The organism is Alteromonas infernus (assembly GCF_902705815.1).
On record NZ_CACSIG010000027.1, the window covers coordinates 1 to 18,621 of the forward strand.

Here is an 18,621-nt window from a genome sequence, read left to right on the forward strand (position 1 = left end):
TCCATTCCGAACTCAGAAGTGAAACGTATTAGCGCCGATGGTAGTGTGGGGTTTCCCCATGTGAGAGTAGGACACTGCCAGGTCCCATTAAGAAGAACCCGCCTAACGGCGGGTTTTTTGCGTTTGGCAGAAAGAATAAATTGGGGCCAGAGTACTTTATTACTTTAAATATCAGAACATAGTTATACCCTTATCCCCAGTGCTGTTAAATCAGAGAAATGTACTCTGACCCCGCTACTTACTGTGTGTCCTCCTTGCGGGCTACTATAGTAAAAGCAGCGCGACAAAGAGCGTCACGATTTTGCACTACTAAACTCGCCTAACGGCGGGATTTTTTGCTTAATGTACTCTGATCCCATAATCGTGAGGATACTGTAGTGTTAAAAAATTACCGTGGGCAGAGCTTTCGATAGACTTCCTAAAGTAAAAAAACACATTATAAACATAAGCTTACAATAGAAGGTGTTCGGAAGGTATAAATGTGTAGATGCCGTTAGTCTTATATGCAAATCAACGCCTATTGGAGGCAGCTTGGAATGCAGTCATCTATGTTAAGCAAAAATAAAACCGTAAATTCTCCTCTTAAATTATTCAATTTCTACAAAGACAGCTCATTGGGCAGGATGATTAATTTTATAAACGAAGCGGTTATAGTAGTAAACGCCAATGGCACAATTGAGATGGTGAACACAAATGCGTCCGCGCTAATAGGTCAGACACGTGAAGTATTACTAAGTGAAAACTTGCTGAGCTTTTTTTCTGATGACACAGGCAAAGTGCAAAGCCACGTGATTCAGTGTTTAGATAGTTCTGAGAGCGGAACTATAGAGTCACCGCCATTTGAAGTTGTTATCAAACAACAAAATAAACCGTACCATAATGTCAGTGTTGAGATTTCAATTTCCTCTCTTCCGGAAGAGCTTTCAGCCAACAACTCTTTATTCATTTGTATCTTACGAGACTTGACGCTACATAAAGCCGAGTATGCAACGTTAAAGAAAAAAGCGGAAACTGATTTTTTGACTGGCCTAGCAAATCGCCATAAGTTTTCAGAATACCTAACTGGTCAGTGGATTCTATGCAATAGTAATAATTTACCGATAAGTCTTATTCTTATTGATATAGATCACTTTAAGTTGTTCAACGATGAGTATGGGCATATTGCTGGAGACCGTTGTCTAAAACGAATAGGTGATCTACTTGACTTAAGCATGCCAAATCGAGATACGCTTGCGGCTCGTTATGGTGGTGAAGAGTTTGCAATAGTACTGCCGAATTGTTCTGCCCAAACGGCGCAACTTTTAGCAATAAGGATTAAAAGGCATTTGGCGCAATTAAGTTCAAGACACTTTGTTTTCTCATCGAATAATAGGCTTACTGTTAGTATGGGCGTAGCGACTAATGAAAATCACCGCTATGAAAGTAAAGAGTCACTGTTAAACGCAGCGGATACGCTTCTTTATCAAGCAAAAGCGCAGGGGAGAGATCAAATTTGTTACCTCTAGGTCCTAACACGTATGCTTACTGAAGGCCTAGAGAAACAAGGGGTGTTCAAGTTTTATTTTTGTTAATGACTTCAGGGTCTGCACTCGTGTAGACCATTCCGCGAGGCGCTGTAACAAGCTTAATGCAAATATTACCAATCGTTGCGTCTGAATCCACGAGGATCAAGCTACTACCATTGTTAGCGATACTAAAACTGATGTTATTGCCAACATCACCACTAATATCCGGCCCTACAAACTGTAAGTGAGCAGAGTCCTCATTTAGTGTGTAGATAATGGTTGTATTGGGTTCGTTGACGCTTACGCTACCTGATGATGGCTTACCATCTTTGGTTGTAATTACATAAGTTGGAGAGCTTTTTTCATTCTCGACAGATACGTTAAATTCGTAAACCGGAACTTGTCCCGCCATTTTTAATTTCCTTTTTGTAATTGAGAGTATTTTATTGGTGTTAGCTGTGAGATATATTTATCTACAGACATCTTTGGGTTCTCATCTATCTGACGACAGCGTTTTGTATAATTAAACGCTAATATGATATCTGGATGTTTTGACATCCGAATAAGTTCGTTTGCTCGCTGAGCGGCTTTTTGGCAGTAGGTTAAAGCGAGTTGCTTATCGTTAGATTCGTTTTTTTGCCTATGAATAAGAAGTAAGCTTTTTAGCGTTACTATCGCATTTTCTAAATTAGTTATGTCGTTGCTTATTCCGTCGTCAGAAAATGAAGTAATAAAATAGTCGATTGACGGTTTGGCCTTTTGCCAGTGACCATCCATTTGTAAGGTTTCCGCTACTCTATTGGTTACCCATGGGATGTCCAGTGATATCGATTGGCTAAGTAGCGCATCAATGTCAACTGACGCTTTCAAAGGTAATTCACTCTGTATCAAATAAGACTCAACGGTCGCTTTGTCTTTCTGCCAAGCGCTATTTTCAGGGTCTTGTGCAAGGGCGCGTAAAATCGAGGCGTATGCTTGAGATATGCTTTGCTCATAGGCTTGTTTAAGGCCTAAGAACTTCTCTAAGTTGGCCTTTTATTAAAATCGCAACGTGATTTTCGATAATTGAGCCATTGGCAGAATCAGATTGTCCTATCTCATTTAACACTGTCTCTGCTTGACTAAAGATGGTGTAGGCGTCTTTGTATCTCCCTAAATGTATGTTAGCAGACGCTATCCATGAAAGAGAATTGGTCGCGTACAGCTTAGCGTCTTCACTATTTTCAGTGCCTTCAGATACCTCTTTTTTAAGTGCCAGAGATGCTTTAAAAAGCGATGATGCCTGCTCAAATTGATACTTATCGTAGGCTAAACTCCCCAATGAGCTTTTAGCATAAGCAACTTCAAGTTTTGCTGTACTGTCACCTGGTTTAACAAAAAGCATGGTTTCGCTATGTTTGAGGTATCGCTCAAAATAAGACTGCGCTGAGTCAACATCGTTATTATGCGTATTGTGTATATGGCCAATCCAAAATGCGTTTGCGCCCGCCGCTTTTAACAATTCAAAGTGCTGTTCCGCTTCTTCAAGAAGTTCTAATAAACGTGTATCGGCCTCTTCGTATAGCATTAAAGCTTGCTCAGTATCGTCACGGTAAAAACGTACTTCTGCCATAGCCTGCAGCGAAAGCGCGTGTTGAAATCGAAGCTCAAAACTCGGTTTTGGGGACGTGCTATTAAGCCAGCCAGCGCTATTTTCCTGTGCTTCAGCTACATATTTTAAAGCATGCTGACTGACGCCCTCGAGTAAATCCATTCTCTTGACCCGTCGTAAGGTATCCGCGAAGTCGCCGATCATGAACCCCATTAGATTTTCAGCTTCTAACCGCTTTCGTTCAGCTAACGCTTGAGACTGTTGACTGTGCAGCATTGCGGCAAACGATAACACCGCTAATGTAGCTAATAGCGCGGCGGTTAACCCTTTAAATAGGTTTCGCGTTCTTACCTTTCGCTGGCTGTGTTTTATAAGCTTTTTTTCTTCGTTGGTTAAGCGAATATAGTTTGCAGTTAAAAGTGCACTAGCGTCTAGAAGCGGTTTTCCTGCTGGAATGAGGTAAGCCTCTGCAAAACTATTTTCTATCCATAGTTGGGTCTGTTGATTAAGTGCCGCTTTAGCTGATAGCGCGCTTTGATGCTCCATTATCCATTGCTGTACCCGCTCCCACTTACTCAATACTGCTTCGTGAGCCACTTTGAAGCAGGCGCGCCCTTGATTTAAGAAAGAAACGAACAATCTCTGTTCCACCATAAGCTCAACAAAGCAGCGTTCATTTTCGTTGTCTAAACTTTCCCACGGGGCTGTTTTACTGGTAATGGTGTTGCTACCAGACAAATTGATGATAAGCGGGAGTATTGAGCTCAATGCGTTTTGAACGGCGTGGGGCATTTTTATAAATGTTGATTCTGCCTTGAATCCGATGGCGCCATCAATTTTACCCAATGCTTGGTATGTCTTGTTCTTTAGTACTTTATCTTCGCGCTGCCAATAGAGTTCTTGTAGTGTGTACTGTAGCAATGGCAGGCAGTTTGGCGCTAATGCAGCATCGCCTAAAATGATATCGTCTAATGTAGCGTTTGTTGCTTCATCTTTCTCCCACGATAGGTCGGCGGCGATAGCGGGCAGTTTTATGACTTGACCAAGTTCGCTTACAGAAGGAGGGGAAACATCTATGTGAGCGCCGCGCCCTTTGTTTTTCATTAAAATATCAAACGTTGATATCTGGGGGTAGAAATCGTTTCTACTTATCAGTACAACCAAAAATAGGTTGCTCTCGCTAAGCGCTTCGAGAAGAGTAAAAATAGTGCGTTTATCTTTTTCATCTATCGTTGTATCAGCTAGAAATACTTCTAACCTGTCAATTACGATAACGAAACAAGAGTAAGAGTTGGTGGTATTAGGTTCATACACGTCAAGCCAGCTTTTGACTCTGTCGATTATTTGCTGGGGGGAGGAAAGCAGCTTTTCCGCAAGTATTGAAGCACTGAACCCATCAAATAGCCCCGTTTCGTTGTTGCCCCAATCAAGCATACGAATGGCTATTTCTTCAACGATAGTAAATGCACTGGTATCGATATTAATATCAGCTAAATCAAAACTAAGATGATCAGAGGCATAAATACCGTTTATGCCTTTTTTACTCAACAGTTTGGGCAAGAAACCTGCGTGAATAAGCGAACTTTTCCCAGAGCCGCTTGGCCCCAGCACTAGCATAAATGGCCGCTGGCGATTGAAAAGCTCAGCGGCTTTAGAAATTAAATCGCGGACCAGGGCGTCTCTTCCAAAGAATACCTGACTTTCATTAGAAGAAAACGCGCTCAACCCAACAAAGGGGGAGGTATCTACCCATTTGCCTTCGACGGCTTTTGATTGCTCATCATCAATAAACTGTACTTCTGCAACAACGCGGTAACCACGTTTTCTGATTGTTTCAATGTAGGAGGGGGCTGCCGCTTTATCGCCTAACGCACGGCGAAGGTTAGTAATTGCTTTATGTACCGGGTTGTCGCCGATAGGCGCGTTCGGCCAACATTGGGCGACTATTTCATCGGCGGAGACAACAAGTCCCTTTTGTTGGCACAGTAACAATAAGACATCCATTGCTTTAGGCTCAATGCTCTTTTTCGTTTTGCCTTGAGATAACGTGTTGCTTGAAACATCAACACGCCATTGGCCTAAATAAAATTGCTGCTTCACTATTACGACCCTGTACTTTTCGCTACCACTGTACTTTACTTTTTTAATAAAATGTAAATTAACATACGGAAATGCATTATTGCTAATGTAAAACCCATTTATATCAATGTGATAAAATATAGCTGTAAAAAAATTAATATTTTATGAAATATCCTTTAATCCAGCAGGGTCTCTTTAAGTACACGTGCTTACCGTACGTCAAACATGACTAAAATTATTGAGGGTACATCAATGAAACAAATCAAAAAATCATCAGTAGCAACAGCATTAGGTGCAGTTGTAATTGGATCTTTGGCGTCAACAGTTGCAGTAGCAGACGCTAATCCATTTGGTATGCAAGCACTAGAGTCGGGCTATAGTCAGTTCGCAGCAGAAGGTAAATGTGGCGGCGATAAAGCTGAAAAAGAAGGCAAGTGCGGCGAAGGAAAGTGCGGCGGTGACAAAAAAGCCGAAAAAGAAGGCAAGTGCGGCGGTGACAAAAAAGCCGAAAAAGAAGGTAAGTGCGGCGAAGGCAAATGTGGCGGCGACAAGAAAGCCGATAAAGAAGGTAAGTGCGGCGAAGGTAAATGTGGCGGCGACAAAAAAGCCGATAAAGAAGGTAAGTGTGGCGAAGGCAAATGTGGCGGCGATAAGAAAGCTGGCAAAGAAGGTAAGTGTGGCGAAGGTAAATGCGGTAGCATGTAATTGCCACTCAAATAACATCGTGCAGCGCGAAATAGAATGATGTAACGCTGTACGAGTTACGCTTAGCAAAAAATGGCTGTCGAATGATGGCCATTTTTGTCTAATAACGTATGTTGCTATTTTGCAATCCCACGCGGTTTAAGGGGAAGATATGAAAAACATCTATGGCGCAGGTCTTGGGTTTCGTCGAGAAATGCTAAAAGAGTTGTTACCTACGTTGCCATCTGAGGTTGATTTCTGGGAAGTTGCACCAGAGAACTGGATCCCGCTTGGCGGCAGGTATCAAGAACAATTTAAACAAGCTTCGTCACAGGCACCTTTCACTACCCATGGCTTGTCTTTATCTATAGGAAGTAGCGACAAACTAGATGTGGAGTTTGTAAAAACCGTTAAGCGCTTCTTAGATGCGAATAATATTGACCTTTACAGTGAGCACTTAAGTTTTTGCTCTGGTAACGGTCACATGTACGATTTAATGCCAATTCCCTTTACTGAGGACGCTATTAATCACGTTGTATCTCGTATTATCCAAGTTCAAGATATTATTGAACGACCGTTAGTGTTAGAAAATGTCTCTTATTACATTGCGCCTGGCCAAGAAATGGACGAGCTAGAATTTACTTCGAGTATCTTAAAAGAGTCTGGGTGTCAGATGCTTCTCGATGTAAACAATGTTTACGTGAACAGCATTAACCACAAATACGATGCAAAGACATTTATAAAGGGTTTGCCGTCAGACAAGATTGTATATGGTCATATTGCTGGTCATTATGATGAAGCTGAAGATTTAAAGGTTGATACACACGGGGCAGATGTCATTGAGCCAGTTTGGGAACTATTGGAGTATGCTTACCTTACCCATGGTGTATTTCCGACGTTGCTAGAGCGTGATTTTAACATTCCGCCCCTAAGCGCGTTGCTGACAGAAGTGAAAAAGATTAAGCAAATTCAATCAAGGTGTGAAGCCGCACGTATAGCAGATGCGAAAGGGAGTGTAGCGTGACGCGATCATTTCTGACAACGCAAAATACATTCGTAAATGCGATCAAAGACCCTCGCACATTTAACAGCAGCGATGCAGACCATACCCGGCGGATGAAGATCTATCAGTCATTATTTTTTAATAATATCGACAATTTCGTTAGTACCGGGTTTCCGGTTTTAAAATCTATCGTATTAAAGCTGTATGGCGAGAAAGGATGGGAGGGCATTGTGCGTCAATTTTTTATTGAGCACGAGTGTCGTTCGCCGTATTTCGCGGAAATCAGTAAAGAGTTTGTTGAGTATCTTTCAACCGAGCCTAGCTTTGATATTGCTTTACCTACTTTTGCTGCAGAACTTGCTCATTACGAATGGTTAGAGCTTGATGTCAGCATAAGGAAAAATCAAAAAAACGCCGATTTTTATAATCAAGACGACGTTGTTACAGCTGTCAGGGTTTCGCCTTATGCCTCGCTAGCAGCGTACCATTTTGAGGTTCATCTTATAGGTGAAGATTACATTCCCGAGCAACCGGCTCAAGAACAACAATTTTATGTCGTTTATAGAGACCGTAACTGTAACGTGCAATTTGCCCATGTTAATCCGGTCACCGCTATTTTAGTCAATACGCTGGAACAAAATGAACAGGGAATGAAAACAGACCAATTAGCTAACGCGTTATCCCAGCAACTTCCGCAAATACCTTCAAACGTGCTTGAAAATGGTATGAATGAGACACTCACAGACATGCTAAATAAAGGCATACTACTTCCCGTTTTCTAGCTGATAAGCAAAATTTTCCTGCTTTACATTAAACTTTCGCTAGGATCTGGTGTGAAAGTGAGCGATCGATCATATTAGCGCTGTCAATCACGCTTGCTTTCGATTAACATTTAGCACCATTTTTTTGTTCACAAAAATTGTTTAGGTAGTGCAAATGGCTAACAATTCAGATTTCAAAGAAGTCTATAACAAGTGGTACTTTCTAGCATCGCTAGTAACTCTAATCGCGTTCCCGTTGATGCATATCATCGCCGGCTGGTTCACCTTCTGGTTATAACGCAGACATTCAAGGCATAATTGTGACTGCAGAATATATTAAATCAGTAGTGAAAACCGTACCTGACTATCCAAAGCCAGGTATTTTATTTAGAGATGTGACCAGCGTTTTAGAAGATCACAAAGCATTCAGTAGCTGTATCTCCTTACTTGTAGAAAAGTATCAGGGCATGGGTTTTACCAAGATCGCAGGTACCGAAGCACGCGGGTTCCTTTTTGGTGCGCCATTGGCCATCGAAATGGGCATTGGTTTTGTACCAGTAAGGAAACCCAATAAACTTCCACGTGAAGTAGTAAGCGAAAGCTACGAACTGGAATATGGTATGGATACATTGGAAATCCATAAAGACGCCATAGAACCGGGTGATAAAGTACTTCTTATCGACGACTTGCTTGCAACGGGCGGAACTATCGCTGCCTCTGCCAAGTTAATTCGCTCGTTAGGTGGCGAGATCAATCATGCAGGTTTTGTTATTAACCTTCCTGATTTAGGCGGTAAACAAAAGCTTTCAGCGCTTGATATAGAAAGTTATTCTATTTGCGAGTTTGAAGGCGAATAAACGTCAATAAGCAAAAACAGCAACAAGGGCGAAATACGTAATAATGAGTTATCAGGTACTGGCAAGGAAGTGGCGACCAGGCAAGTTCAGTGAACTTGTAGGTCAAGAGCACGTAGTGTCTGCTATTTCAAATGCGCTCGATAACGACCGTTTACACCATGCTTATCTTTTTACAGGTACGCGTGGTGTTGGTAAAACGACCATTGCTCGTATTTTTTCAAAAAGCCTTAACTGTGAGGAAGGGCAAGGGGCAAACCCTTGCGGTCAATGCAATACCTGTAAAGAAATAGAGCAGGGTAATTACGTTGACTTGCTTGAAATTGACGCGGCATCAAGAACCAAAGTGGAAGACACTCGAGAGCTTCTTGATAACGTACAATACAAGCCAACCCGCGGGCGCTACAAAGTGTACCTTATCGATGAGGTACACATGCTTTCTAAACATAGCTTTAATGCGCTGTTAAAAACGCTAGAAGAGCCGCCTCCGCATGTAAAGTTCTTGTTGGCGACAACAGATCCACAAAAACTCCCCATCACCATTTTATCGCGATGCTTGCAGTTTAACCTGAAAGCGATGTCGCGAGAGCAAATAGTCGGTCAGCTTACTCATATACTTCAGCAAGAGCAGCTTGCTTTTGAGGCGCCTGCTTTGGCTTTGCTGGCTAGGGCGGCACAGGGCAGTATGCGTGATGCGCTGAGTTTAACCGACCAAGCAATTGCTCAGGGTGGGAATCAAGTAATGGCGTCGGTTGTTACCGACATGCTTGGCCTGATGGACAAAAACCAGCTTTTGAAAGTAATTCATGCGGTGGTGAATAAAAGCCCTGCCGAGGTTTTGCAGTTGGTTAACGACATTGCTGAACAAGCACCTGATTATGACAATGTGCATAGTGAGTTGGCGAGCTTGCTTCACCAAATTGCGTTGACGCAATGGGTGCCAGAAGCCTGCAAGCTTGAAACCACGTCGGCAAAAGCGATATTTCAATTAGCCAAAACTATTTCTGCAGAACAAGTACAGCTACTTTATCAAATTGCATTGCAAGGCAGAAAAGATTTACCTTTTGCTGCCGATGGTAAAAGCGCGTTTGAAATGACGCTAATGCGTATGATGGCCTTTGCACCAAACGCGCCAATAGCTGAAACCGTAGACGAGATAGAAAACGGGAGGAGTGAGCATAATTTACCTGTAAACCATGCTTCTCCCAGTGGTGGCCCGGGAAACGTTAGTAAGCAGGAGGAACCGCCTTTAAGCGAAACTTCTGCAACGATAGACCAAGGCGAAGCGCCAATTGAAGCGCAGCCAGAGCATGAACCTACTTCACCTAAGACACCGCCACAGAGTCCTATAGCTGATGCGTCGACGGATCTCCCGTCATCAGCTCCCGCTGAAACCGTAGCGAACGAAGAAGAGCCCACCGCGGTTTCTAATACGCAAACAAATACGGCCGCTGAAACTGATATAGCGTTTGAAGCGAATCTTTCCAGCGCCAGTGCATCTGAGGCACAAGAGCCTCAGAGCAATGCATCAGTTGAAGACGAAGAAGCAAGCCCTGTTGCTCAATATTTTGATGAACCACCGCTAGACGCTTATATGGATGACATGCCACCTCTACAGGATGAGAGTGGCCATTACGAATTGGACACGCCCGAAAGCGAGCGTATAGTTGAGCCATCGCCGTCAGCAGAAGAACAGTTAACCTCTACCGCCGATATGCTGGCATTGCGCCAAAAACTCAAACAAAAAAAAGCGCAAGATGCTGACGCAAAAAGTAGTAGTGCGGCTAATGCTAAAACGCAAAGCGCTAGTGAAATACAAGCGCGGTTTACTAGAAGTAAAACGGACGCTGTTAGCACAGTGGCTGATGAAAAGAACAGCCCTGAGCCGATTAACAGCCCTGAGCCGATTAACAGCCCTGAGCTAAGTAACAGCCCTGAACCCATTAACAGTCCTACGCTTCAAGCCGCTCCAGAGTCCGAACAAAGCCAAGACAGTATAACTGCCCATCAGAGTGCCAATGCGCTTAACGACGGTAGCGATACACAATTACTTGGTGGTAGTGAACAGGCAAGCACAAATGCTGACTTTGCAGATAACAATGATTCCGGTCATGATGCCTTTGCCCTAGATGATTTTGAAGAGGATATGCCTTTTTCAAATGATGAGAGTGACGCAAATTATAACCCTAACCCGCAGGTAGAAGATGCTCCGCCTTGGGATACAGGGAAGTCAGTTCAAGACGGACATTCAGTTGAGCCGTCACTTACGCCTGTTCCTCGCGCCAATGAACTCGAGAGCAAGGAACACGGCTTTTATGAGCGTGGTGAAAATGCCGGTGAACGTTCATTTACTAGGGACGCATTAGATTTTGATACGCCCTTAAGTACAACTTATGAGGGTAGTTTACACGCTTATCTTTCCGATGGAAGTAAGCTGACTCACGCCAGTCAAATTGATGACTGGAGCAACTTGGTTGAGCAAATGCCGGTAGCAGGCTTGCTTAAGCAGTTGGTATTACATGCGGCATTTTCGCGAAATGGCAATCACGTGTCCCTTGAAATTCACCATAGTCAGACGCATTTATTAAAAGACAGTGCTAAAAAGCAGTTAATTGATGCAATTCATCACGGCCTGGGTGAAAACGTAGAAGTTAGTATTACGTTGGGTGAACCGTTATCCACGCCGTTTGCATTACAGCAAGAAATTCATGCCATGCGACACGCGCATGCGCACTCGGTTATTAAAACCGATGAGACGATTCAAGCATTGCTATCGACTTTCGATGGGTCAGTGCTAACCGATACGGTTAAAGCGCGATAGCATAATTATTAACACCAAAACGAAGCGAGACAAACATTATGTTTAAAGGTGGAATGGGCAATATCATGAAGCAGGCGCAGCAAATGCAAGAGCGCATGCAGAAAGTACAAGACGACTTAGCTAATCTAGAAGTTACTGGTGAAGCTGGCGCGGGCATGGTTAAAGTAACGATGACGTGTAACCACAATGTTCGTCGCGTTGATATCGATGAGTCGTTGATGGACGACGACAAAGATATGGTTGAAGACTTGGTTGCGGCAGCGTTCAACGATGCTGTTCGTCGTGTTCAAGAGACCAGCAAAGAGAAGATGGGTGATGTCACTGGCGGAATGCCACTTCCTCCTGGCTTCAAAATGCCGTTTTAGGCTAAAAGCCGCCGTTTTGTTGGCTTTTAGTCACATACAAAGTGATGGGGCCAAATAGGGCCTAACTCCCGCTAAAAAGCTCTGGTTTTTACCAGGGCTTTTTTAGTTTTTAGGCATGCGCCGCTTCATTTTAATGAGCCTTTTTAGCTTAAATTATTTTAATTCAATACCACTTCACCTCATTGCAGAAGCCTAAATTTCAAGCCATACCTGAGGTGTGTCTACGTAAGTAAACAAGCTTTACAAAAGCATATAGATAAAATCGCATAAGCCGTATTATTACGCTTAAAAATAGTCTATGTTTTAAATAGTAGGTATTTTTGCGAGGTTTACACGCACTTTACTTCAAGGTTTATTTTCGCCATAGGATTTAGGTATGCTGAGGTATTGTTAAACCTAGACAAATAATTTCACAAGTATTCAAAACAGTTGAGTAATTATGAGTAGCGATCCCGACGAACTATCTTCATTGGTCACCGAGTGTGATAAAGAGCCAATCCACCTATTGGGGAAAATCCAAAATCATGGCTTTATGGTTATACTAGATAGCGCTGGCGTGGTTACCTATCTGTCTAAAAATGCTTCTCATTATCTAAATGATTCAGCCACTCATGAAATGATTACTAACGCCGCGAAATACGGTGCACTGAGTGCGACAAATAACGATGGATGTGTATCAATAACGTGGGAACTCGATGATAAGGGATGTACCATCTCATGGAAAGAACGTGGCGGGCCGCCATTGCAATGGCTCGGGGACGACAGTTTCGGCATGACGGTAATTAGATCTGTTATTCCTCATGAACTCAACGGCCAAGCGGAGTTAAAACCTGAAATTACGGGGCTGACAGCAGAGTTTGTGATCCCTCGACAGTATATCGAAATAGGGGCTGCTAGTGATCCTAAGCAAACGCTTAGCAACAAGAGAATCTTGCAGGAGGGGAGTACTGTTAAAGAAAATGTGCCGCTCACTACGGCCTACATTGTTGAAGATAACTTGCTTATCTCTTTAGATATTAAAAAGCATTTACAGCAACTGGGCATTGAGGGAATTGAAATATTTGGCGACGTCAGTTCGGCTAGGGCGGCACTGGCAAAAAATAAGCCTTCCATGATGTTTTTGGACGTGCATCTTGGTCATGAAAATACCTTTCAGCTCGGCGTTGAAATCGAAAAACAGTCGATTCCTTTTGTTTTTATCACCGGCTACGGCGCGGCAATTGAGCTACCTGAAGAGCTCCTTCATGTTGATATTCTAACCAAGCCCGTCGATACGAAACTACTTAAGCAGTCTATTCGGTCTTTTGGCTTTAAGGTTTAAGGTAATGTATGGGGCCGGTGAGCCCAAATAGTATGCGTAGATTTAGCTTTCGGGGAGGGCGCCTAGCACTAGTGTAGGTGTTTAAATATTACACGCTTTCATTATGTTCAATAATTGTATCGACGCAACGATACCTATCGCACTAAAATGCGCTTCGTGTGAAAATGGTCTTTATTATCACATGGTTCGTTATATTATTTACTCCCTATCCCTAGCTTACTTTTCAACTAACATTATTTTTGAGCGAAGGGAAAACGTTAACTCAATTATTATCTAGAGGCTTTTGTAGTGCTAAGGAAAGGCTTAGTTATCACCACGGTTATACTACTTCCCGTTGCCGCCGTGCTATTTTTCATGAGTATTCACGAACTGTTCAGAATGAAAACAGTGACGGTCGACCCAAAACTTAAAGAGATTTCCGGTATTGAATTCGACAAATACAAAAGACTTTGGGCAATAAACGACAGTGGCGACGGCCCCGTCTTATACATGCTTAACAAAGACGGCACGATTGAAAGAGAAGTGACTGTGACAAATGCTAAAAATGTGGATTGGGAGGACATGACGCAAAATAGTTTTGGCCACTTTTTTCTCGGTGATTTTGGTAATAACGACAACAAGCGCCGCTGGCTTACTATTTACAAAATAGAAAACCCAATCGATATTAAAACCGACACCACGGAAGCGGAGATTATTAAGTTTACTTACCCCAAAATGGGTGATGGGAAAGTTAAACCTGAAGATAAAAATTACGATTTAGAGGCGTTTGTTGAATATAAACGCAACCTTTATTTGTTCACGAAAAACAGAACACAGCCCTTTGACGGCATTACCAAGCTTTATAAAGTTGGTGATCACGCCGCTAATTTCGATGCCCAGCTCATCGGGGAATTCAAAACCTGTACCACACTAGAAAAGTTATGTTGGATAACCTCAGCGGCAATAAGCCCAGATAGAACTAAGCTGGTACTTCTTGACTCAACCAGTTTATGGTTATTTGAGAACTTTGAGGGTGATAATTTCTTCAGTGGCGATGTATCACGCATAGACCTTGGTGTGGTGACGCAAAAAGAAGCAGTAACATTCTATGATGACAATACTCTGGTGTTCACCGATGAAGAGTACAAAGGGTTATTTGGTGGTAATATTTACGAAGTTAAACTCGACCAAGCAAAGCGGAACGTGATTAAATACCGCGAAAGCCCACAAAGCGTCAAAGAAGCACCTAAGCAGTAGAAAATATGAAGTTTAGCCCGTTACTATCAGAATTAATCCAGGCACTAACCTGCCTCCCTGGCGTTGGGAATAAAAGCGCCCAGAGAATGGCGTTCCACCTTTTGGAACGAAACCGTACAGGTGCTATCGATCTCAGTAACGTTTTGCACAATGCCATGGAGCACATACATCACTGTAAGCGCTGTAGAACGTTTACCGAAGATGAGCTTTGCGAAATATGCCGTCACCCAGAGAGAGAGGCTAGTGGCTTACTGTGTATCGTGGAAAGCCCTCAAGATGTGTTAGCTATCGAGCAAACGTTGAGCTACAAAGGCCAGTATTTCGTGCTGATGGGGCATCTATCGCCTATCGATGGCGTGGGGCCTGAAGAAATAGGATTAACTGAACTTGAAGCGCGCCTTAGCGCGGGTGGCATTAACGAGGTCATTCTTGCTACAAACCCAACGGTTGAGGGAGAAGCCACGGCGCATTATATTGCCCAGTTGTGCGCCAGTCACAACGTGGATGCCTCTCGTATAGCCCACGGTGTGCCTGTTGGGGGGGAGTTAGAGTATATCGATGGCAACACCCTTACTCATGCATTTTCAGGCCGTCGCAAATTATAATTTGTTGCGCATGGTTTTCGCGTAATTAGCACCTCAGTAACAGTAACGTATCAAGCCCTTAATTGCGGTGTATTATTTCTGCGCCGCCTCGTTACCTTCAAAAAAACGCTCTCATATAAAATAAATTTTCGTTCTAAACGTTGAAAAATGCGCTGAGCGTCCTTACCTGTTTATCAGTTAACGTGATCCATTCAACGAGGAGATATTGGATTATGGCTGAAGCAGCCCACAAAGAAACTCACGGTTTTCAAACAGAAGTAAAACAGCTTCTTCATCTGATGATTCACTCTTTGTATTCAAACAAAGAAATTTTTCTACGTGAACTCGTGTCAAATGCGGCAGATGCAGCAGATAAGCTTCGCTTTCGCGCGCTAGAAAACGATAGCCTGTACGAAAATGATGGCGACCTATGCGTTAAGTTAAGCGTAGATAAAGAAGCTAACACAGTGACCATTACAGACAACGGTATTGGTATGACTCGCGATGAAGTCATTGCCAACCTTGGTACCATTGCAAAATCAGGCACTAAAGACTTCTTTAGCAAACTGTCTGGCGATAGTGCGAAAGACTCGCAGCTTATCGGTCAGTTCGGTGTAGGTTTCTACTCAGCGTTTATCGTTGCAGATAAAGTGACCGTGCGCACCCGTGCGGCGGGCGCTGACGCAGCGGCAGGCGTAGAATGGATTTCAGACGGTGAAGGTGAATTCACTATTGCTGAAATCAACAAGCCTACTCGCGGTACCGAGATTACGCTTCATCTACGCGAGGATGAAAAAGAATTTGCCGATACATGGCGTTTGCGCTCTATTGTAAGCAAATACTCAGACCACATCAGCATTCCTGTACAAATGTGGAAAGATGAGGTGCCTGAAAGTGAAGGCCCAGATGGCGAGAAAATTGAAGCGCAGCCTGGCGAGTGGGAAGTGGTTAACAAGGCTACCGCACTATGGACTCGTGAAAAGTCAGAGATTACTGATGAAGAGTACAATGAGTTTTACAAGCATATTTCTCACGACTTTGCAGACCCGCTAGCATGGGCACATAATAAAGTAGAAGGTAAAACCGAGTACACGAGCTTATTGTACATCCCTTCTAAAGCGCCATTTGACATGTGGAACCGCGATCAAAACCACGGTCTTAAGCTTTACGTTCAGCGCGTTTTCATTATGGATGACGCAGAGCAGTTCATGCCAACCTACCTGCGCTTTGTAAAAGGTTTACTAGACAGCAACGACCTTCCACTTAACGTGTCTCGTGAAATTCTTCAAGATAACAAGATCACGCAAGCGCTGCGTCAAGGTTGCACTAAGCGTGTGCTACAAATGCTTGAGAAAATGGCGAAGAACGACAGCGATAAGTATCAGTCGTTCTGGAACGAGTTTGGTAACGTGCTTAAGGAAGGTCCAGCAGAAGACTTTAGTAATCGCGAAAAAATTGCGGGCCTACTGCGCTTCTCATCGACCCACGATGAGTCTGACGCTCAAACCGTTTCACTCGCCGATTACATCGAGCGGATGAAAGAGGGTCAGGACAAGATTTACTATGTAACTGCAGACAGTCTGCAGGCCGCTAAATCTAGCCCGCACCTTGAAATTTTCCGCAAGAAAGGAATTGAAGTACTGCTAATGGGCGAGCGCATTGACGAATGGTTAATGTCTCACCTGACTGAATTTAACGAGAAGCAATTTGTTTCAATTGCGAAAGGAAACCTAGATTTAGGCGACTTAGAGGACGAAGAGTCTAAGAAAGCGCAAGAAGAAGCAGAAAAAGAAGTAGAAGGCGTACTTGAAAGAGCGAAAGCTGCGCTAGGTGATAAGGTAGTTGACGTGAAGTTCACGCACCGCCTAACAGATTCTCCGGCGGTTATTGTTGCCGATGATAACGGCATGACAACGCAGATGATGAAGCTTATGCAAGCTGCGGGTCAGACTGTGCCAGACGTGAAGTATCACTTTGAACTTAACCCTGAGCACAGCTTAGTTAAATTGCTAGCAGATACCCAAGATGAAGAGTTGTTCAATCAGTGGGTTGGCGTGTTATTTGACCAGGCATCACTGTCAGAACAAGGCAGTCTGAAAGACCCTTCTACCTTTGTTCAGAACTTGAACACATTGTTAATGAAGTTGGCAAAATAACCGGTTAAAACCACAGTTTAATCAATAAAAACGGGCGTAATGCCCGTTTTTCTATTTATAAGGCTAACAAAAGTAAGTTTACTGTTTTCGTTATGCTATATTTTAGTGGTTTAATCATTCGAGTTAATCAAATTCAGGCGCGTTCTTTTATTCTGAGCGACGATGAATAAGTAAGGGGTGAACATTAAGCTATAGGTATAAAAAAGCAAAAGCGCCTATAAGCTGAACATATATTCGCCATTAGTCTTAAGATTAACTTTTGGGTACGCCTTACACTTGTCACTCTAGTGCTGAATGTGTAAAGTGCCCGAAGTAAAAAGTTCAAAAATCATAAGCGGAGAACGCACTCATGCGAATCATTCTTCTCGGCGCTCCTGGCGCGGGTAAGGGCACACAAGCTCAGTTCTTAATGGGCAAATATGGCATTCCACAAATTTCAACGGGCGATATGCTTCGTGCTGCAATTAAAGCAGGCACAGAGTTAGGTCTTGAAGCTAAGCGTGTAATGGACGAAGGCAAGCTAGTGTCTGATGAAATCATAATTGGCCTAGTGAAAGAGCGTATCGCACAAGACGACTGTAAAGACGGTTTCTTGCTAGATGGCTTCCCTCGTACTATCCCACAAGCTGATGCAATGAAAGAAGCAGGTGTTTCTGTTGATCATTGTATTGAGTTCGATGTGCCGGATGACGTTATTGTTGAGCGTATGGGTGGCCGTCGCGTACATCCCGCCTCTGGCCGCGTATATCATGTGGTTTACAACCCACCGAAAGTGGAAGGTAAAGACAACGAGACGGGTGACGACCTCATCGTGCGTGATGACGACAAAGAAGAAACGGTACGCAAGCGCTTAGCGATTTATCACGAGCAAACAAAGCCGTTAGTAAATTATTACAGTGCTGAAGCCGAAGCCGGAAACTGTGAATACCACAAGCTAGATGGTACTCGCCCAGTTGAAGAAGTAAGTGCTGAACTTGCAGAGCGTTTAGGTTAATCACTAACAACGTTTATAAAAGGTCGCTTGTGCGGCCTTTTTTGTTGCTTGTAACTTATTAGCGGATAACGTTTAATGTCTTTTGATGCTATGAGAAGACATGCGCAGATTAACGCAACGCGATATAACTATAACATGTGGAGTAGACCATGGTTTTGCCAATCACGGCGTTTTACGCCAGCTTACTGGGTATTTGCTACCTGTATTTATCGTTTTTAGTCATTGGTGCCAGACGTCGACACCAAGTGGGCATTGGCGATGGTGGTCATGAAGATCTCAGTCGCTTAGCCAGAGCCCATGGCAATTTTAGCGAATACGTACCTATTACGCTTATTATGATCGCGTGTTTCGAAGCAAACACCGGCCAAATCTGGGCCGTACATGCCCTCGGCAGCGCGCTACTGTTTGGGCGTGCTTTGCATGCTTACGGGCTAGGTCGCCACTCTGGCGTTAGCTGGCAGCGCTTTACGGGCATGATTCTTACCTTTTTGGCAATGCTTTGTGCTGCGGTCGGTAATTTAATACTTATCCACTTTGGCATGTAAACCCAAGGTCGTTGAAGCGAAAGCTTATAAAGAGATAATGCCAGCTTAGCTGGCATTTTTTATGGTTAACGCTAAATAGTTGGTGGTTCGAGTAATTTTTCATACAAACGCATAGTTAGCAA

At 43.4% G+C, this 18,621-nt stretch carries 16 protein-coding genes and 1 rRNA gene; 14 read left to right on the forward strand and 3 right to left on the reverse strand.

The genetic code is table 11. The features are described from left to right. Together rrf and ACX5J7_RS06895 are read left to right on the forward strand one after the other, a co-directional pair. A 5S ribosomal RNA gene (gene rrf / locus ACX5J7_RS06890) occupies positions 1-83 on the forward strand; the annotation flags it as partial. A gap of 453 nt (positions 84-536) precedes the next feature. Next, positions 537-1,505: a GGDEF domain-containing protein gene (locus tag ACX5J7_RS06895; RefSeq protein WP_462836064.1), complete on the forward strand. Its 969-nt coding sequence runs from the start codon at positions 537-539 to the stop codon at positions 1,503-1,505. A 46-nt stretch (positions 1,506-1,551) separates the two neighbouring features. On the opposite strand, the gene ACX5J7_RS06900 is transcribed toward ACX5J7_RS06895, so the two are convergent. The 3 genes from ACX5J7_RS06900 to ACX5J7_RS06910 form a co-directional block, all read right to left on the reverse strand. Next, positions 1,552-1,917, reverse strand: coding sequence for a DP-EP family protein (locus ACX5J7_RS06900; protein ID WP_020743908.1), 366 nt, complete (start codon positions 1,915-1,917; stop codon positions 1,552-1,554). A gap of 2 nt (positions 1,918-1,919) precedes the next feature. Beyond that, positions 1,920-2,375 (reverse strand): hypothetical protein, encoded by a 456-nt coding sequence (locus ACX5J7_RS06905; RefSeq protein WP_498706587.1) that lies wholly within the window; start codon positions 2,373-2,375, stop codon positions 1,920-1,922. A gap of 133 nt (positions 2,376-2,508) precedes the next feature. Continuing rightward, entirely contained in the window at positions 2,509-5,196 is a 2,688-nt protein-coding gene (locus tag ACX5J7_RS06910) for an nSTAND1 domain-containing NTPase (RefSeq protein WP_498706589.1), read from the reverse strand. Between the two features lie 231 nt (positions 5,197-5,427). Here ACX5J7_RS06910 and ACX5J7_RS06915 point away from each other — a divergent pair, with 231 nt between their 5' ends. From ACX5J7_RS06915 to ACX5J7_RS06970, 12 genes are all read left to right on the forward strand, one after another. Further along, positions 5,428-5,880, forward strand: a complete 453-nt coding sequence (locus tag ACX5J7_RS06915) for an HvfA family oxazolone/thioamide-modified RiPP metallophore (protein WP_498706590.1) — start codon at positions 5,428-5,430, stop codon at positions 5,878-5,880. A gap of 151 nt (positions 5,881-6,031) precedes the next feature. Next, positions 6,032-6,883 (forward strand): HvfB family MNIO-type RiPP peptide maturase, encoded by an 852-nt coding sequence (locus ACX5J7_RS06920; protein WP_012519086.1) that lies wholly within the window; start codon positions 6,032-6,034, stop codon positions 6,881-6,883. After that, positions 6,880-7,644 (forward strand): HvfC family RiPP maturation protein, encoded by a 765-nt coding sequence (locus ACX5J7_RS06925; RefSeq protein WP_020746214.1) that lies wholly within the window; start codon positions 6,880-6,882, stop codon positions 7,642-7,644. The genes ACX5J7_RS06920 and ACX5J7_RS06925 overlap by 4 nt, the downstream gene beginning before the upstream one ends. A gap of 299 nt (positions 7,645-7,943) precedes the next feature. Further along, positions 7,944-8,480 carry an adenine phosphoribosyltransferase gene (gene apt, locus ACX5J7_RS06930; RefSeq protein WP_015067599.1) on the forward strand — a complete coding sequence of 179 codons (537 nt, stop codon included), beginning with the start codon at positions 7,944-7,946 and terminating at the stop codon, positions 8,478-8,480. A gap of 43 nt (positions 8,481-8,523) precedes the next feature. Then, complete coding sequence (dnaX, locus tag ACX5J7_RS06935; protein WP_498706592.1) at positions 8,524-11,298, forward strand: DNA polymerase III subunit gamma/tau; 2,775 nt, start codon at positions 8,524-8,526, stop codon at positions 11,296-11,298. A 38-nt stretch (positions 11,299-11,336) separates the two neighbouring features. Further along, on the forward strand, positions 11,337-11,663 hold the full coding sequence (locus tag ACX5J7_RS06940) for a YbaB/EbfC family nucleoid-associated protein (RefSeq protein WP_020743903.1): 327 nt from the start codon (positions 11,337-11,339) through the stop codon (positions 11,661-11,663). 439 nt (positions 11,664-12,102) lie between these two features. Continuing rightward, positions 12,103-12,984 carry a response regulator gene (locus ACX5J7_RS06945; RefSeq protein ID WP_474372572.1) on the forward strand — a complete coding sequence of 294 codons (882 nt, stop codon included), beginning with the start codon at positions 12,103-12,105 and terminating at the stop codon, positions 12,982-12,984. A 288-nt stretch (positions 12,985-13,272) separates the two neighbouring features. Further along, positions 13,273-14,220 carry a hypothetical protein gene (locus ACX5J7_RS06950; protein ID WP_020746211.1) on the forward strand — a complete coding sequence of 316 codons (948 nt, stop codon included), beginning with the start codon at positions 13,273-13,275 and terminating at the stop codon, positions 14,218-14,220. A gap of 5 nt (positions 14,221-14,225) precedes the next feature. Further along, entirely contained in the window at positions 14,226-14,825 is a 600-nt protein-coding gene (recR, locus tag ACX5J7_RS06955) for a recombination mediator RecR (RefSeq protein WP_020746210.1), read from the forward strand. A gap of 212 nt (positions 14,826-15,037) precedes the next feature. Continuing rightward, positions 15,038-16,960, forward strand: coding sequence for a molecular chaperone HtpG (htpG, locus tag ACX5J7_RS06960; protein ID WP_012519077.1), 1,923 nt, complete (start codon positions 15,038-15,040; stop codon positions 16,958-16,960). 349 nt (positions 16,961-17,309) lie between these two features. Continuing rightward, entirely contained in the window at positions 17,310-17,954 is a 645-nt protein-coding gene (gene adk / locus ACX5J7_RS06965) for an adenylate kinase (RefSeq protein WP_012519076.1), read from the forward strand. 149 nt (positions 17,955-18,103) lie between these two features. Continuing rightward, positions 18,104-18,499 (forward strand): MAPEG family protein, encoded by a 396-nt coding sequence (locus ACX5J7_RS06970; protein WP_012519075.1) that lies wholly within the window; start codon positions 18,104-18,106, stop codon positions 18,497-18,499. Positions 18,500-18,621: the final 122 nt, after the last annotated feature.

Excerpts from the sequence above, each read along its gene's own strand:
- ACX5J7_RS06895 (WP_462836064.1), top strand. The coding sequence starts at position 537 with ATGCAGTCATCTATGTTAAGCAAAAATAAAACCGTAAATTCTCCTCTT.
- ACX5J7_RS06900 (WP_020743908.1), bottom strand. The coding sequence starts at position 1,917 with ATGGCGGGACAAGTTCCGGTTTACGAATTTAACGTATCTGTCGAGAAT.
- ACX5J7_RS06915 (WP_498706590.1), top strand. The coding sequence starts at position 5,428 with ATGAAACAAATCAAAAAATCATCAGTAGCAACAGCATTAGGTGCAGTT.
- ACX5J7_RS06920 (WP_012519086.1), top strand. The coding sequence starts at position 6,032 with ATGAAAAACATCTATGGCGCAGGTCTTGGGTTTCGTCGAGAAATGCTA.
- dnaX (WP_498706592.1), top strand. The coding sequence starts at position 8,524 with ATGAGTTATCAGGTACTGGCAAGGAAGTGGCGACCAGGCAAGTTCAGT.
- ACX5J7_RS06940 (WP_020743903.1), top strand. The coding sequence starts at position 11,337 with ATGTTTAAAGGTGGAATGGGCAATATCATGAAGCAGGCGCAGCAAATG.
- ACX5J7_RS06945 (WP_474372572.1), top strand. The coding sequence starts at position 12,103 with ATGAGTAGCGATCCCGACGAACTATCTTCATTGGTCACCGAGTGTGAT.
- recR (WP_020746210.1), top strand. The coding sequence starts at position 14,226 with ATGAAGTTTAGCCCGTTACTATCAGAATTAATCCAGGCACTAACCTGC.
- htpG (WP_012519077.1), top strand. The coding sequence starts at position 15,038 with ATGGCTGAAGCAGCCCACAAAGAAACTCACGGTTTTCAAACAGAAGTA.
- adk (WP_012519076.1), top strand. The coding sequence starts at position 17,310 with ATGCGAATCATTCTTCTCGGCGCTCCTGGCGCGGGTAAGGGCACACAA.
- ACX5J7_RS06970 (WP_012519075.1), top strand. The coding sequence starts at position 18,104 with ATGGTTTTGCCAATCACGGCGTTTTACGCCAGCTTACTGGGTATTTGC.